This is a genomic window from Mesorhizobium sp. M1252, from assembly GCF_040318265.1.
Classification (GTDB): domain Bacteria; phylum Pseudomonadota; class Alphaproteobacteria; order Rhizobiales; family Rhizobiaceae; genus Mesorhizobium.
On the sequence record NZ_JAMYLX010000007.1, the window covers coordinates 283237 to 297893 of the forward strand.

Genomic DNA, 14657 nt, shown 5'->3' on the forward strand with positions numbered 1-14657 from the left:
CCGTTCATGGGGAGAAGATGCCGGCAGGTAGATAAGGGCCAGCGCGAACCGAGGCTTCGCTGCTTCCATGACTCACGTGAAACACCTCTGCGGCTTTCAGCACTCCGTTCCCCGTGAACGAATCAACCTGCAATCCTTGACAGCGTCCTCTCGTGGGGACATGTGTCGGGAAATCTCTGAATCTGGAAGGGACAATGATCGATCACTATGATGTGGTTGTGGTGGGCGGTGGCCATGCCGGGTGCGAGGCTGCGAGCGCTGCCGCCCGCGCCGGTGCCAGGACCGCGCTGATCACGCTGCGCTTCGACACGGTCGGTGTCATGTCCTGCAATCCGGCGATCGGCGGCCTCGGGAAGGGCCATCTGGTGCGTGAGATCGACGCCATGGACGGGCTGATGGGCCGCATCGCCGATGCTGCCGGCATCCAATTCCGCCTGCTCAATCGCCGCAAAGGCCCTGCCGTGCGCGGGCCGCGCACGCAGGCCGACCGCAAGCTTTACCGGCTGGCCATGCAGGAAGCGATTCGGCAGCAGAACGGTCTCGACGTCGTCGAAGGCGAAGTCTTGGATTTCGAGATCGAAGAAGGACGGATCGCCGCTGTGCTCCTGGCCGACGGGCGCCGGTTGGTGTGCGGCGCGGTGGTGCTGACCACCGGCACGTTTCTCCGCGGTCTTATTCACATTGGCGACAGGAAGATTGTCGCCGGGCGGATGAACGAGCAGGCGAGCCTTGGCCTGTCGGCGACGATGAGCCGCGCCGGTTTCGCGCTTGGACGGCTGAAGACCGGCACGCCGCCGCGGCTCGATGGCCGCACCATCGACTGGGCGTCGCTGGAAAGCCAGGCGGCCGACGAACATCCAGTGCCGTTCTCGCTGCTCACCGACACAATCAAGAATCCGCAAATCCATTGCGGCATCACGCGTACGACACCGGCGACGCACGAGCTGATCCGCGCCAATCTCGGCCGCTCCGCCATGTATTCCGGCTCGATAGAGGGGGTCGGACCACGCTATTGCCCGTCGATCGAAGACAAGATCGTCAAGTTCGGCGATCGCGAAGGCCACCAGATTTTCCTCGAGCCGGAAGGGCTGGACGACGACACGGTCTACCCCAATGGCATTTCGACCTCCCTGCCCGAGGATGTGCAACTCGACATTCTCAAAACTATACCCGGGCTAGAGCGGGCGACCATGCTGCAGCCCGGCTACGCTATCGAATACGACCATGTCGATCCGCGCGAGTTGGAGCCGACGCTTGAGACCAAACGTATTGCGGGGCTTTTCCTCGCCGGTCAGATCAACGGCACCACCGGTTATGAAGAAGCCGGCGCGCAGGGCCTGCTCGCCGGGCTCAACGCCGCGCGCAAGGCGGCGGCCGACGACCAAATCGTGCTCAGCCGCACCGAAGCCTACATCGGAGTGATGGTCGACGACCTCACCAGCCGCGGCATTGCCGAGCCCTACCGCATGTTCACTTCGCGGGCGGAGTTTCGCCTATCGCTGCGCGCCGACAATGCCGATGAAAGGCTTACGCCTCTGGCAAATCGGCTTGGTATCGTGTCGCCGGAGCGAACGCGGCGGTTCAATGAAGTCACACAGGATCTTGATAGGGCGCGAAAACTCGCAATTGCGACGACGATGACGCCCAACGAAGCGGCGCGGCATGGGCTGGAGATCAACAGGGACGGCGTGCGCCGCTCCGCCTATGAATTGCTTGCTTATCCCGGCGTCGATATCGCTTGGCTGGCCCGTGTTGTGCCGGCCTTTGGCGCAATCGACCCCAAAACCGCCGAGCGGCTCGAAACGGAAGCGAAATATTCGGTTTACCTCGATCGCCAGCAGGCAGATGTCGCACAAATCCGCCACGAGGAAAGCCGGCTGATCCCGGCGTCGGTGGATTTCGCCGATGTTCCTGGCCTGTCCAATGAGCTGAAGCAGAAGATGCTAACGCGTCAGCCCCGGTCGATCGCTGACGCGCAGCGTATGGAAGGCATGACGCCGGCGGCGCTGGCCATCATCGTCGCGCACGTCCGCAACGCCGAATCGGCCGCCCAAAGGGCCGTTGCGTGAGCGCTGCCTCATGGGCGAGCCTGCAAGAGGCCGCGGGACCGGTTTCACGTGAAACATTCGATCGGTTGGTGACGTTCGAACAGTTGTTCCTGAAATGGAACCGCAGCATCAATCTGGCCGCGCCGTCGACGCTGGACGATGTCTGGGGCCGCCATATTCTGGATAGCGCGCAGCTGGCGCGAATCGCACCGCAGGCCAAACGCTGGGCCGATCTCGGTTCGGGCGGCGGTTTTCCGGGCCTGGTAATGGCCTTCCTGCTGGTCGAACGCGATGGCGCGTCGATCGATCTGGTCGAGAGCAACCGCAAGAAAGCATCGTTTTTACAGGCGGTCGTTGGCCAGTTCGGTTTGCCGGCACGGGTCGTCGCCCGGCGTATCGACGACAGCTATGCGCTTGTTTCCGAACCGGAAATCATCACGGCGCGGGCGCTGGCCGCGCTGCCGGCGCTGCTCGATCTGTCGGCGCCGTGGCTGACCAAGGGATCGCGGGCGCTGTTCCACAAAGGCCGGGATTATCGCTCCGAGGTGGAAGAAAGCACTCACCGCTGGGCTTTCGATCTGGTAGAACATCCGAGCATGACCGACGCCCATGGCGTCATCCTCGAAGTGACCGATCTGCAGACTGCGTAAGCTCTCCTTCGCAACCTTGGCGACGCAATGAATACCTGGCCCACATGAATACCTGGCACAGACCCATGAAAACCGGACCTCGCATCATCACCGTCGCCAACCAGAAGGGCGGCGTCGGCAAGACAACCACCGCCATCAATCTGGCCACGGCGCTGGCCGCGATCGGCGAAAAGGTGCTGATCGTCGATCTCGACCCGCAAGGCAATGCCTCGACGGGTCTCGGTATCGACCGCAAGGACCGCACCGTCTCCTCCTACGATGTGCTGACCGGCGAACTGGGCCTGGAAGAGGCCGCCATTCCAACGGCGGTGCCCGGCCTGTCGATCGTGCCGTCGACGCTCGATCTGCTCGGCATCGAGATGGAAATCGCCTCGGCGCCGGATCGCGTGCTTAAGCTGCGCAACGCGCTGCGCGCCGCCACCGAGCGCGGTGCGCCGTTCGGCTATGTGCTGATCGACTGCCCGCCCTCGCTCAACCTTTTGACGTTGAATTCAATGGCGGCAGCCGATTCTGTTCTTGTGCCGCTGCAGTGCGAGTTCTTCGCGCTGGAAGGGCTAAGCCAACTCCTGGAAACGGTGGAGCAGGTGCGCCGTTCGATCAATCCGGACCTGATCATCCAGGGCATCGTGCTGACCATGTATGACGGCCGCAACAACCTCGCCAACCAGGTGGTGCAGGACGTGCGGGCACACATGGGCGACAAGGTCTACGAGACGATCATTCCTAGGAATGTGCGGGTGTCCGAGGCGCCGTCCTACGGCAAGCCGGCAATCCTCTACGATCTCAAGTGCTCAGGCAGCCAGGCCTATCTGCAGCTGGCGTCCGAAGTGATCCGCCGCGAGCGTAAATTGCGCGCCGCATGATTAGGCAGGGTCGATAAACAAAGCGATCCGGCACCGAAACGATCAAGAATCTGGAATTGAGATGAGCGAAGACCTTTCGAGAAAGAGACTGGGGCGTGGACTGGCGGCGCTGATCGGCGAGATCGACCGCCCGGTGGCAGCCGAAAAGCCGGGCTTGAATGCGGACGGCAAGGTGCCGATAGAGTTCCTGAGCCCGAACCCGAAAAACCCGCGCCGGCACTTTGGCGACGCCGACCTGACCGATCTCGCCCAGTCGATCCGCGAACATGGCGTGGTGCAGCCGGTGGTGGCGCGGCCTTCGCCGACGCAGGCCGGGCGCTATGAGATCATCGCCGGCGAGCGACGCTGGCGCGCCGCGCAGCGCGCCGGGCTGACCGAGATTCCGATCATCGTCCGCGACGTCAACGACCGCACGGCGCTCGAACTGGCGATCATCGAGAACGTCCAGCGCACCGACCTCAATCCGGTCGAGGAGGCGCTCGGCTACCAGCAGTTGATCGACGATCACGGCTACACCCAGGCCGATCTCGGCAATGTCATCGGCAAGAGCCGCAGCCACGTCGCCAACACGCTGCGGCTGCTGAAGCTGCCCGACGTCATCCGAGACATGCTGGTCGACGGCGCGCTGTCAGCCGGTCACGCCCGCACGCTGGTCACGGCGCAGGATCCAGCTGGGCTCGCCAAGCAGATTGTCGAGGAGGGGCTTTCGGTGCGCCAGGCGGAAGCGCTGGCGCAGATGCCGGCGGGCGGCACGCCGCCCAAGGCAAAACCATCACACGGCGTATCGGGCAAGGATGCCGACACGCTGGCGCTGGAAAGGCTGATGACCAACACGATCGGCATGATCGTCACCATCGAGCACAAGGGCAGGGGCGGCGCGATCCGCGTGGACTACCGCAGTCTGGAGCAGCTCGACGAGCTATGCCGGCGGTTGAAGGATGAGCGGTAGAGGGTTGGGGTTGCGCCATATTTAGCCGGCGAATGAAGTTCTGGCTTAGGATGAAGAAAGGGCTTGGCGGTTGCCGGCTCTTCTTTTTATTGGCGATTGCCGAAGGGATCGAACTGCTGATCTCCCCCCTTGAGGGGGAGATGGCCGGCAGGCCAGAAGGGTCGTCTCCCATCAAGCGCCGACCTCGTTTGTCGTTGCGAAAGGCGCCAGCGCTCCACGCGCCGCGACCCCCTCTGTCGCCTTTGGCGACATCTCCCCCTCAAGGGGGGAGATCACCGCTGCGCCAGCCTCGCGCTCTCCACCGCAATGCCGAGCAGCGCCTGCCGCGCCAGCGCTTCCGACAAATCCGGCCTGCGCCTAGTCTGCAGCACGGCCGATTGCAGCCGGTTCAGCGCGCGGCTGAGCGCCTCGACGTTCCAGCGCTCCAGCGCCTTCTCCACCAGCTTGCGCCGCGAGAAAAACACCGGCGGACGGGCGCCGGCCACTGCCGAGGCGGCGTTGCGGCCGGCGGTGTCCATCTGGCCGCGCATGACCTGAAGCTGCTGCAGCTGCCGCATCGCCGAGGACAGTACCAGGAAAGGATGGCCGCCGGACAGGCAGTGGCGGGTGAAGGCGGTGTCGAAGTCACCGATCCTGCCCTCCAGCACAGCATCGACCGCGTCGTCGAAGGAGGCGCCGGAGACGTCGCCGGACATCGCCCTTACGTCGTCGAGGCTGATGTCCTTCTGGCCGTGGGCATAAAGCACCAGTTTTTCGATCTCACCGCGTGAGGCCAACCGGTCGCCGCCGAGATTGCGGCGCAGCGCCTGGCGTGCGTCGAGCGCCATCGACATGCCGGCCTTGCGCAACTCGTCGTCGATGACGCTGTCGATGTCGCGCGCTTCATCGGCATAGCATGGCAGCGCCATGGCGTTGTCGGCCGCCTCGACCACGGCGCGCAGCCCGACGCCTTTTTTCAGGTCGCCGGCCTCGATGAGAATGATCGCGTCGCGCGCGGGCTCCGCGGTCAGCGCCTTGACGTCCTCAGCCAGCGGCTTCTGGCCGCTGGCGTTGCGCACCCACAGAAGCCGCCGGTCGGAGAACATCGGCACGGTGCGGGCTTCGTCCAGCAGCCGGCCCTGGTCGCGATCGACCTCCGCGCCGTCGAGCCGGACGACGGAGAACGGATCGTCGAGCGACAGGCCGGTTTTCGCGGCAAAGGCTTTGGCCCGCTCGGCGACCAAGCCGCGGTCGGGTCCGTAAAGCAGGACGATCGATATGCGCGCGTCAGGCTTCGCCAGCCACGAATCGACTTCGTATCCTTTTTTCTGCGCCATTAGCGGTGGTTAGCATGGGGAGAGGGCGGAGTGAACGTTCTCCAGAGAGTTCGAGACCCTATTGCCCTTCCTCTCCCTCCGGAGGGGGGAGAGGTGGCTCGGCGAAGCCGAGACGGAGTGGGGGAGCCACGTGGCAATCGCCGCGAACGGACAAAGGAAGGGCACTATCTCAAGCATTGCCTAGCGCCCAAGGGTCGACCCCCACTCCGTCGAGCTTAGCTCGACACCTCTCCCCCGATCACGGGGAGAGGAAAGCGCGAGTTCGCCGACCTTGGTGCCTTCATCTCTCCCGGAGGCCGTGAAGTGACTATCTGCAGGAAATCCTGCAAAACTTTGCGCCTAATTGCGCGCTGCTCCCCAACATCGACAAGAAATTTCGCTGACATATCTGCATCTTGGCGTCGCCTGCCGGCCGTGACGCCGGATGGGTTGCGGCGCCCCATGAATTGGCGCTGTGCCGGGCGCGCGGATGTGCAAATATCGACGCCAGGCAAATGGGAGGACCATGGTCATGACCGATGCTGGGATGTTGCGGTTTCATGTGCCGGAGCCGGAAGTGCGGCCGGGCGGAACGCCCGACTTCTCCAACGTGCCTATCCCCAAGGCCGGCTCGGTGCCGCGACCGGACATCAATGTCGATCCGCGCACCATCCGCGACATGGCGTTTTCGATCATCCGTGTGCTCAACCGCACCGGCGAGGCTGTCGGGCCGTGGGCCGGGCTGCTCACCGACGAGGAGCTGCTCGAGGGGTTGCGCCACATGATGACGCTGCGCAGCTTCGATGCCCGCATGCAGATGGCGCAGCGCCAGGGCAAGACCTCGTTCTACATGCAGCATCTGGGCGAAGAGGCGGTGAGCTGCGCTTTCCGCAAGGCGCTGATGCGGGGCGACATGAATTTCCCGACCTATCGGCAAGCCGGCCTGCTCATAGCCGACGGCTATCCGATGGTCACGATGATGAACCAGATCTATTCCAACGAGGCCGATCCGCTCAAAGGGCGGCAGCTGCCGATCATGTATTCGTCGAAGGAGCATGGCTTCTTCTCGATCTCCGGCAATCTGGCGACGCAATACATCCAGGCGGTCGGCTGGGCGATGGCTTCCGCTATCAGCAACGATTCGAAAATCGCGGCGGCGTGGATCGGCGACGGCTCGACGGCCGAATCCGATTTCCATTCCGCACTGGTGTTCGCCTCGACCTACAAGGCGCCGGTCATCCTCAACGTCGTCAACAACCAGTGGGCGATCTCGACGTTTCAAGGCATTGCGCGTGGCGGCTCCGGCACCTTTGCCGCGCGCGGCCTCGGCTTCGGCATTCCGGCGCTGCGCGTCGACGGCAATGATTATCTCGCCGTGCATGCCGTGGCCAAATGGGCGGCGGAGCGGGCGCGCCAGAATCTCGGCCCGACGCTGATCGAATATGTCACCTACCGTGCCGGCGCGCATTCGAGCTCGGACGATCCGTCTGCCTACCGGCCGAAAACCGAATCCGACGCCTGGCCGCTCGGTGATCCGGTGATGCGGCTGAAGAACCATCTGATCCTGCGCGGGGTCTGGTCGGATGAGCGCCATGCCCAGGCGGAAGCCGAAATCCTCGACACGGTGATCGCGGCGCAGAAGGAAGCTGAAGGCCACGGCACGCTGCATGCCGGCGGCAAGCCGTCGACGCGCGAGATGTTCGAGGGCGTGTTTGCCGAGATGCCGCCGCATCTCAGGCGCCAGCGCCAGCAGGCGGGAGTCTGACCATGCCGAGACGGACCATGATCGAGGCGATCCGCGACGCCATGGACGTGTCGATGGCGCGCGACGAACGCGTCATCGTCTATGGCGAGGATGTCGGCTTCTTCGGGGGTGTCTTCCGCTGCACGGCAGGCCTGCAAGCGAAGTACGGCAAGACCCGCTGCTTCGATGCGCCGATCAACGAATCCGGCATTGTCGGCTCCGCCATCGGCATGGCCGCCTATGGGCTGAAGCCATGCGTGGAAATTCAGTTTGCCGACTACATGTACCCGGCTTACGACCAGCTGACGCAGGAAGCAGCACGCCTGCGCTACCGCTCGAACGGCGATTTCACCTGCCCGATCGTTGTCCGCATGCCGACCGGCGGCGGCATTTTTGGCGGCCAGACGCACAGCCAGAGCCCGGAAGCGCTGTTCACCCATGTGTCGGGGCTGAAGACGGTGGTGCCGTCCAATCCTCATGATGCCAAGGGGCTGCTGATCGCGGCGATCGAGGATCCCGATCCGGTGATTTTTCTGGAGCCGAAGCGGCTCTATAACGGACCGTTCGATGGCCATCACGACCGACCGGTGACGCCATGGTCGAAGCATGAACTGGGCGAGGTCGCCGAAGGCCATTACACGGTGCCGCTCGGCAAGGCGGCGATCCGCCGGGCGGGCTCGGCCGTCACCGTGCTCGCCTACGGCACCATGGTCTATGTCGCGCAGGCGGCCGTGGAAGAAACCGGCATCGATGCCGAGATCATCGATTTGCGGACCCTGCTGCCGCTCGATCTCGACGCGATAGTCGCTTCGGTGAAGAAGACCGGACGCTGCGTCGTCGTGCACGAGGCGACACTGACCTCCGGCTTCGGCGCCGAGCTGTCGGCGCTGGTGCAGGAAAATTGTTTCTACCATCTGGAAGCGCCGGTGGCGCGCGTCACCGGTTGGGACACGCCCTACCCGCATGCGCAGGAATGGGATTATTTCCCGGGGCCGGCCCGTGTCGGCCGCGCGCTTCTCGAAACCATGGGAGCCTAGGGATGGGCGAACACATCATCAAGCTGCCGGATGTCGGTGAAGGCGTCGCCGAGGCCGAACTTGTGGAGTGGCACGTCAAGGTCGGCGACCTCGTGCGCGAGGACTCGGTGCTTGCCGCCGTCATGACCGACAAGGCGACGGTGGAAATACCTTCGCCGGTCGATGGCGAGATCCTGTGGCTGGGCGCCGAGATCGGCGACACGGTGGCGATCGGCTCGCCCATCGTGCGGCTGAAGGTGGCGGGGGAGGGCAATGTCGCGGAAGGCTCGAAATCGTCAGAGGTCACGGCGGCACCGACCCCCACCCCTGCCGGGGCGAGCCACGGGTCTCGCCCGTCCTCCGGACCCCCACAAGAGGGAGGCGTTTCGGCCACGAAATCCTACGCCAAGTCGCCAGCACCTGCACCAGCAGCCAAAAGCCCACGGGCAGCTGAGACTGTATCCCCCTCCCCCTTGTGGGGAGGGGCCAGGGGTGGGGGTGCTGCGCCGACATCTAAAGGTGCGGCACCCTCCGGCGCGCCGCGCCCGGAGGGCGAAAAGCCCCTGGCGTCGCCCGCCATCCGGCTCAGGGCGAAGGAGGCGGGGATCGATCTGCGCCAGGTGTCGGGTACCGGCCCTGCCGGCCGCATCAGCCACGAAGATATCGAGGCATTCCTGGCACGCGGACCGCAGGTAGCGAAGGCGTCGGGTCTGGCGCGTAATGACAGCGTCGAGGATATCAAGGTCATCGGACTGCGGCGCAAGATCGCCGAAAAAATGTCGCTGGCGAAGTCACGCATCCCGCACATCACCTATGTCGAGGAGATCGACGTCACAGCACTTGAGGAGTTGCGCGCGGCGCTCAACAAGGAAAAGCGCAAGGGTGTGGAGAGGCCGAAGCTGACGCTGCTGCCGTTCCTGATGCGGGCGATGGTCAAGGCGATTGCCGACCAGCCCAACATCAACGCGCTGTTCGACGACGAGGCCGGCATCATCCATCAGCATGGCGGCGTCCATATCGGCATTGCCGCGCAGACGCCGTCGGGCCTGGTGGTGCCGGTGGTCAAGCACGCCGAGGCGCGCGACCTCTGGGATTGCGCGGCCGAGCTCAACCGCCTGGCCGAAGCGGCGAAGTCCGGCACGGCCAGCCGCGACGAGCTGTCGGGATCGACCATCACCATCACCTCGCTCGGCGCCATGGGCGGCGTGGCGACGACGCCGGTCATCAATCATCCTGAGGTGGCGATCGTCGGCGTCAACAAGATGATGGTGCGGCCGGTCTGGGACGGCACCCAGTTCATCCCGCGCAAGATGATGAACCTGTCATCGAGCTTCGATCACCGGGTGGTCGACGGCTGGGATGCGGCGGTGTTTGTGCAGCGGATCAAGGCGCTGATTGAGACGCCAGCGCTGATATTTGTGGATTGAGGGGCGGAACAAGCGAGATGACGGCGGGACAGCGCCCCCCTCTGCCTTACCAGGCATCTCCCCCACAAGGGGGGAGATTGGACGTCACGCAGGGTTTCGCCAATCTTCACCGTTGCAGGAATGAGCGAAGCGACGAAGCTGCTGATCTCCCTCCTCGTGGGGGAGATGTCCGGCAGGACAGAGGGGGGCGCGAAGGATCGCGACGGAACATTCCCTCGCATCAAAGGGTCATGCCATGAAAGAAATCTCCTGCAAGCTGCTGGTCATCGGCGCCGGGCCCGGCGGCTACGTCTGCGCTATCCGTGCCGGCCAGCTCGGCATCGATACGGTGATCGTTGAAGCCGGCAAACCGGGCGGCACCTGTCTCAATGTCGGCTGCATCCCGTCCAAGGCGATGATCCATGCGGCGGAAGAGTTCGAGAAGGTCGCGCATATGGCCGGCGGCAGCAGTCCGCTCGGCATCTCGGTAGCAGCGCCCGTGCTCGATCTCGGCAAGACGGTTGCGTGGAAGGACGGCATTGTTAGCCGGCTGACCGGGGGCGTTGCCGGGCTACTGAAGAAGGCCAAGGTCAAGACCGTCTATGGCTGGGCGACGTTCCGCGACGGCAAGACCGTCGCGGTCGAGACCGAGACCGGCACCCAGATCATCCGCGCCGAAACGGTTGTGATCGCCACCGGCTCGGCGACGGTGGAACTGCCGTTCCTGCCGTTCGGCGGCCCGGTGATTTCATCCACAGAAGCGCTGGCTCTCGGCGAGGTGCCGAAAAAGCTCGCCGTGGTCGGCGGCGGCTATATCGGGCTGGAACTCGGCATGGCGTTCGCCAAAATGGGCGCCGCGGTGACCGTGGTCGAGGCGCTGCCGCGCGTGCTGGCGCAGTATGATGCGGAACTGACCCGGCCGGTGGTGAAACGGCTGGCCCAGCTCGGCGTCGAGGTGATGCTTGGCGCCAAGGCCAAGGGGGTCAAGGGCGACGCGCTGCTGGTCGAGACCGCGGACGGCAAGAGCACCAAAATCGCGGCAGACAAGATCCTGGTCACGGTCGGCCGCAAGCCGGTGACGGAGGGCTGGGGCCTCGATCAGATCGATCTCGACATGGCCGGCAAGTTCATCAAGATCGACGACCAGTGCCGCACCTCGATGCGCGGCATCTATGCCATTGGCGACGTCACCGGCGAGCCGATGCTGGCGCACCGGGCGATGGCGCAAGGCGAAATGGTGGCCGAGATCGTCGCCGGCCACAAGCGCAGCTGGGACAAGCGCTCGATCCCGGCCGTCTGCTTCACCGATCCGGAGCTGGTGACGGCAGGGCTAACGCCGGAGGAGGCGAAGGCTTCAGGCGAAATCAAGATCGGCCAGTTCCCCTTCGCCGCCAACGGCCGGGCGATGACGAAACTCGGCGAGGACGGGTTTGTTCGTGTTGCCGCCCGCGCGGACAACCATCTGGTGCTGGGCATCCAGGCGGTCGGGCAAGGCGTGTCGGAACTGGCGGCGGCGTTCGGCCTGGCGCTGGAAATGGGCGCGCGGCTGGAGGATATCGCCGGGACCATCCATGCGCATCCGACGCAAGGCGAAGGCTTCCAGGAAGCGGCGCTGAAGGCGCTGGGCCACGCGCTGCATATTTGAAGTGCGCTTACCCTCCCCCTTGTGGGGAGGGTCGATCCGCGTAGCGGAGCGGGGTGGGGGTCCTCGCCGACCGTCAGCGCTCACCCCCACCCCGTCTCGCCATCTCCGCTTCGCTCCGACCGCGAGCCGACCCTCCCCACAAGGGGGAGGGTGGCCGCTCAGCCGTTGGTTGTCGCAGATCAGCGGAATGTACTAAGTGTCGGTCCATGGACACCGGCCTGAAGAAATACATCGCCATACGCTACAACATCGCCGCTGGCTTCAAGCCAAGCCAGTGGGACGGAAAGGGCCGCGCCAATCTCGACCCGGTCTGGCTGGTCGAGCGCCTGGCGTTGTTCGACACCTATTGCGCGTCGTCGCTCGAAGGCCAGTCGCTGAAGGATTTTTCCGTCCTTCTGGCGTTCGATGCCGATACGCACGAGAACTATATTCGCACCGTGTGCAGCTGCGTGGCCGGTGTCGACGTCAGGCCGATCCTTGTCGAGGCGGGCGAGGATTACAATGATCGCTTCAATGCCTTCGTCCAGGCCGATACCGATGCCGACTATGTTTCGCTCACGCGGCTCGACAGCGACGACGCGCTGGCGCCGACCTTCATGGAGCGCGTCGAGCACTACGCGCGCCGGGAGATCGAAAAGCGTGTGGTGGACCTGCAGCCGCTCTACATTGCCTTTCCGGACGGCCAGAATTTCGACACGGCAAGCGGACGCTACACGCACCACTACTATGTCACGTCGGCGTTCGGCACGCTGGTCGAAAGGAGATCGCCGGCGATGAGCGGCGTCTACAGCGAGCACCACGCAAAAATGGCGACGCGCTTCAACACCGTCGTGGCGGCATCGAAGGGCGCGCAATGGTGCATCGTCATCCATGACAACAACGTCGCCAACGTGTTGAGGGGCAAGCCGGTCTCGGGGCCCTCCTTCACGGTGGGCCGACCGGCTGTCGAACCCAAGGTGCCAGCGCGAAGGCAAAGCGCGCCACGACAGGCGACGCAGCCCCGCATTGCGCCGCGGACCGCGGGCAACTTCATCCGGTTTCTGCTCGGACGACCGATGGCTCTGCGGAAGTAGCGGGCGCTTACCCTCCCCCGGGGGGGGGGGGGGGGGGCGGCGCGGGGGGTGTGGGGGGGGGGGGGGGGGGTGGGGGGGGGGGGGGGCGCCCTCCTCGCCAACTGTCGGCGCTCACCCCCACCCCGTCTCGCCATCTCCGCTTCGCTCCGACCGCGAGCCGACCCTCCCCACAAGGGGGAGGGTGAAGTAGCTCAGCTTGCCAGCCGGCTTACCATCTCGTGCTGCGCATAAGCGCGCCCAAAACGATTGGCGAGAAACGCATCCAGCGCGATGTTTTCCTGCTTGACGAAGCCGGTCGCCGGCAAGGTGCCGTCGGCCAGCATGTCGAGCACGGCGCAGATGCCGGAGGCGGTGGTGATCTGGATTGCGCTGCGCACCTGGTTGCCGATGCGCTGCGAATAGATCTTGTTGGCGTAGGTTTCCTGCAGCAGGCGGCCATTGCGGCGGCCCGAGACGGTGACGAAGACGATGACCACATCCTGCAGCGTTGCCGGCAGGGCGCTCTCGAAGATATCCTTCAGCACGTCGCGGCGGTGGCGCAGGCCGAGATCGTTGAGCAGCGCCTTCATGATCGCCGCGTGGCCGGGATAGCGGATGGTGCGGTAGTTCAGCGTGCGCACCTTGCCCTTCAGCGTCTCGGCCAGCGTGCCGAGACCGCCGGAGGTGTTGAAGGCCTCATAGGTGACGCCGTCGAGCGAGAACTCTTCGCGCTCCTCCAGCGGCGGCACCTCGATCAGCTCGCCCTCGACGATCGCCTCGCAGGGTTCGCAATATTCGTTGATGACGCCGTCGGTGCTCCATGTCAGATTGTAGTTCAGCGCATTGGACGGGTATTGCGGCAGCGCGCCGACGCGCATGCGAACGCTTTCCAGCGTGTCGAAGCGGCTGGCGAGATCATTGGCGACGATCGAGATGAAGCCCGGCGCAAGGCCGCATTGCGGAATGAACGCGCTCTTGCCCGAACGCGCCAGTTCCTTGACGCGGCGGGTGGAGATGACGTCCTCGGTCAAATCGAGATAGTGGACGCCGGTTGCGGCGGCCGCTTCGGCGATGCGTGTGGTCAAATGGAAGGGCGCGGCGCTCAGCACGGCGAAGGCGCCGGCAAGGGCGGCCTCGAGTGCGCCCGGCGCTGCGATATCGAGCTCCAGCCCCTCGACGCCGGCGGGAAGTTCGGCCGCGGCAAGCTGCGCCGCCGCGCGGTCGACAACGGTGACGTGGTAGTCGCCGCTGTCGGCGAGCATGCCTGCAATGGTCGAGCCGATCTTGCCGGCGCCGACGACGATGATTTTCTTCATGACCTTGCCCCTCGTGAAAACTCTTTGGCCCAGACCGCGCGCGGTGGACGCGATGCCTTCAAGAATCGCAGCTTGCCTGCCGAAAGGAAGCGTGAAACTGTTCGAAACGAACCCCACAATTGATCAATACGCCGATAAAGTTCGTCGAAATGCTCACTGACGCCGAACAAAAACTGCTTTCCTTGCTGCGCGCCAATGCCCGCGCATCGACCACTGAGCTGGCGCGCCAGCTCGGCGTTTCGCGCACGACGGTGCAGAGCCGGATCGAGCGGCTGGAACAGCGCGGCATCATCACCGGCTATGGCGTGCGGATGGCGCCGGACTACGAGCAGGGGCTGGTGCGGGCGCATGTGCTGCTCACCGTCACGCCCAAGCTCGCCGACAAGGTGGTGCGGGCGCTGCAGGCGCTGCCGCCGGTACGGACGCTGCACTCGGTGAGCGGCAATTTCGACATGATCGTCATCGTCGACGCGCCGTCGATCAGGGATCTGGATGCGTTGCTGGACGAGATCGGGGCGATGGACGGGGTCGAGCGGACGTCGTCGTCGATTATTTTGTCGACACGGATCGATCGGTAGGTGGAACGCATGAGCCGCTAATCTCCCCCGTGCGGGGGAGATGGCCGGCAGGCCAGAGGGGGTCAGTTCGACTGGGCTCGGCCTACCTGCCGCTG

At 64.7% G+C, this 14657-nt stretch carries 12 protein-coding genes; 10 read left to right on the forward strand and 2 right to left on the reverse strand.

Features of this window, described 5'->3' with window-relative positions; translation table 11 throughout:
• The first annotated feature begins 194 nt into the window (after window positions 1-194).
• From mnmG to NKH22_RS16950, 4 genes are all read left to right on the forward strand, one after another.
• On the forward strand, window positions 195-2069 hold the full coding sequence (gene mnmG / locus NKH22_RS16935) for a tRNA uridine-5-carboxymethylaminomethyl(34) synthesis enzyme MnmG (protein ID WP_023822330.1): 1875 nt from the start codon (window positions 195-197) through the stop codon (window positions 2067-2069).
• Complete coding sequence (gene rsmG, locus NKH22_RS16940) at window positions 2066-2698, forward strand: 16S rRNA (guanine(527)-N(7))-methyltransferase RsmG (protein ID WP_023822329.1); 633 nt, start codon at window positions 2066-2068, stop codon at window positions 2696-2698. The genes mnmG and rsmG overlap by 4 nt, the downstream gene beginning before the upstream one ends.
• A gap of 65 nt (window positions 2699-2763) precedes the next feature.
• Window positions 2764-3561 carry a ParA family protein gene (locus NKH22_RS16945; protein WP_023672118.1) on the forward strand — a complete coding sequence of 266 codons (798 nt, stop codon included), beginning with the start codon at window positions 2764-2766 and terminating at the stop codon, window positions 3559-3561.
• Between the two features lie 61 nt (window positions 3562-3622).
• Window positions 3623-4510, forward strand: a complete 888-nt coding sequence (locus NKH22_RS16950; protein ID WP_352749537.1) for a ParB/RepB/Spo0J family partition protein — start codon at window positions 3623-3625, stop codon at window positions 4508-4510.
• A gap of 272 nt (window positions 4511-4782) precedes the next feature.
• Here NKH22_RS16950 and holA read toward each other — a convergent pair whose 3' ends face one another.
• A complete protein-coding gene (gene holA / locus NKH22_RS16955) occupies window positions 4783-5826 on the reverse strand; it encodes a DNA polymerase III subunit delta (RefSeq protein ID WP_023750940.1) in 1044 nt (347 codons plus the stop codon).
• A 511-nt stretch (window positions 5827-6337) separates the two neighbouring features.
• On the opposite strand from holA, the gene NKH22_RS16960 reads away from it, so the two are divergent.
• The 5 genes from NKH22_RS16960 (at window position 6338) to NKH22_RS16980 (ending at window position 12689) form a co-directional block, all read left to right on the forward strand.
• Window positions 6338-7570, forward strand: coding sequence for a 3-methyl-2-oxobutanoate dehydrogenase (2-methylpropanoyl-transferring) subunit alpha (locus NKH22_RS16960; RefSeq protein ID WP_352910189.1), 1233 nt, complete (start codon window positions 6338-6340; stop codon window positions 7568-7570).
• Between the two features lie 2 nt (window positions 7571-7572).
• Window positions 7573-8586 carry an alpha-ketoacid dehydrogenase subunit beta gene (locus NKH22_RS16965; protein ID WP_352910192.1) on the forward strand — a complete coding sequence of 338 codons (1014 nt, stop codon included), beginning with the start codon at window positions 7573-7575 and terminating at the stop codon, window positions 8584-8586.
• A gap of 2 nt (window positions 8587-8588) precedes the next feature.
• Window positions 8589-9992 carry a dihydrolipoamide acetyltransferase family protein gene (locus NKH22_RS16970; protein WP_352910195.1) on the forward strand — a complete coding sequence of 468 codons (1404 nt, stop codon included), beginning with the start codon at window positions 8589-8591 and terminating at the stop codon, window positions 9990-9992.
• Between the two features lie 235 nt (window positions 9993-10227).
• Window positions 10228-11616 (forward strand): dihydrolipoyl dehydrogenase, encoded by a 1389-nt coding sequence (lpdA, locus tag NKH22_RS16975; RefSeq protein ID WP_023692909.1) that lies wholly within the window; start codon window positions 10228-10230, stop codon window positions 11614-11616.
• 206 nt (window positions 11617-11822) lie between these two features.
• On the forward strand, window positions 11823-12689 hold the full coding sequence (locus tag NKH22_RS16980) for a glycosyltransferase (protein ID WP_023692908.1): 867 nt from the start codon (window positions 11823-11825) through the stop codon (window positions 12687-12689).
• 191 nt (window positions 12690-12880) lie between these two features.
• Here the strand turns inward: NKH22_RS16980 and NKH22_RS16985 are convergent, their stop codons facing one another.
• A complete protein-coding gene (locus tag NKH22_RS16985) occupies window positions 12881-13984 on the reverse strand; it encodes a saccharopine dehydrogenase family protein (RefSeq protein ID WP_023685051.1) in 1104 nt (367 codons plus the stop codon).
• 149 nt (window positions 13985-14133) lie between these two features.
• Between NKH22_RS16985 and NKH22_RS16990 the strand changes: the two genes are divergently transcribed.
• Window positions 14134-14562, forward strand: a complete 429-nt coding sequence (locus tag NKH22_RS16990; RefSeq protein WP_023685052.1) for an Lrp/AsnC family transcriptional regulator — start codon at window positions 14134-14136, stop codon at window positions 14560-14562.
• Window positions 14563-14657: the final 95 nt, after the last annotated feature.

Bases quoted from the DNA above. Each gene is read 5' to 3' on its own strand.
- NKH22_RS16960 (WP_352910189.1), top strand. From the start codon at position 6,338: ATGACCGATGCTGGGATGTTGCGGTTTCATGTGCCGGAGCCGGAAGTG.
- NKH22_RS16970 (WP_352910195.1), top strand. From the start codon at position 8,589: ATGGGCGAACACATCATCAAGCTGCCGGATGTCGGTGAAGGCGTCGCC.
- mnmG (WP_023822330.1), top strand. From the start codon at position 195: ATGATCGATCACTATGATGTGGTTGTGGTGGGCGGTGGCCATGCCGGG.
- NKH22_RS16980 (WP_023692908.1), top strand. From the start codon at position 11,823: ATGGACACCGGCCTGAAGAAATACATCGCCATACGCTACAACATCGCC.
- holA (WP_023750940.1), bottom strand. From the start codon at position 5,826: ATGGCGCAGAAAAAAGGATACGAAGTCGATTCGTGGCTGGCGAAGCCT.
- NKH22_RS16990 (WP_023685052.1), top strand. From the start codon at position 14,134: ATGCTCACTGACGCCGAACAAAAACTGCTTTCCTTGCTGCGCGCCAAT.
- NKH22_RS16985 (WP_023685051.1), bottom strand. From the start codon at position 13,984: ATGAAGAAAATCATCGTCGTCGGCGCCGGCAAGATCGGCTCGACCATT.
- NKH22_RS16945 (WP_023672118.1), top strand. From the start codon at position 2,764: ATGAAAACCGGACCTCGCATCATCACCGTCGCCAACCAGAAGGGCGGC.
- lpdA (WP_023692909.1), top strand. From the start codon at position 10,228: ATGAAAGAAATCTCCTGCAAGCTGCTGGTCATCGGCGCCGGGCCCGGC.
- NKH22_RS16950 (WP_352749537.1), top strand. From the start codon at position 3,623: ATGAGCGAAGACCTTTCGAGAAAGAGACTGGGGCGTGGACTGGCGGCG.
- NKH22_RS16965 (WP_352910192.1), top strand. From the start codon at position 7,573: ATGCCGAGACGGACCATGATCGAGGCGATCCGCGACGCCATGGACGTG.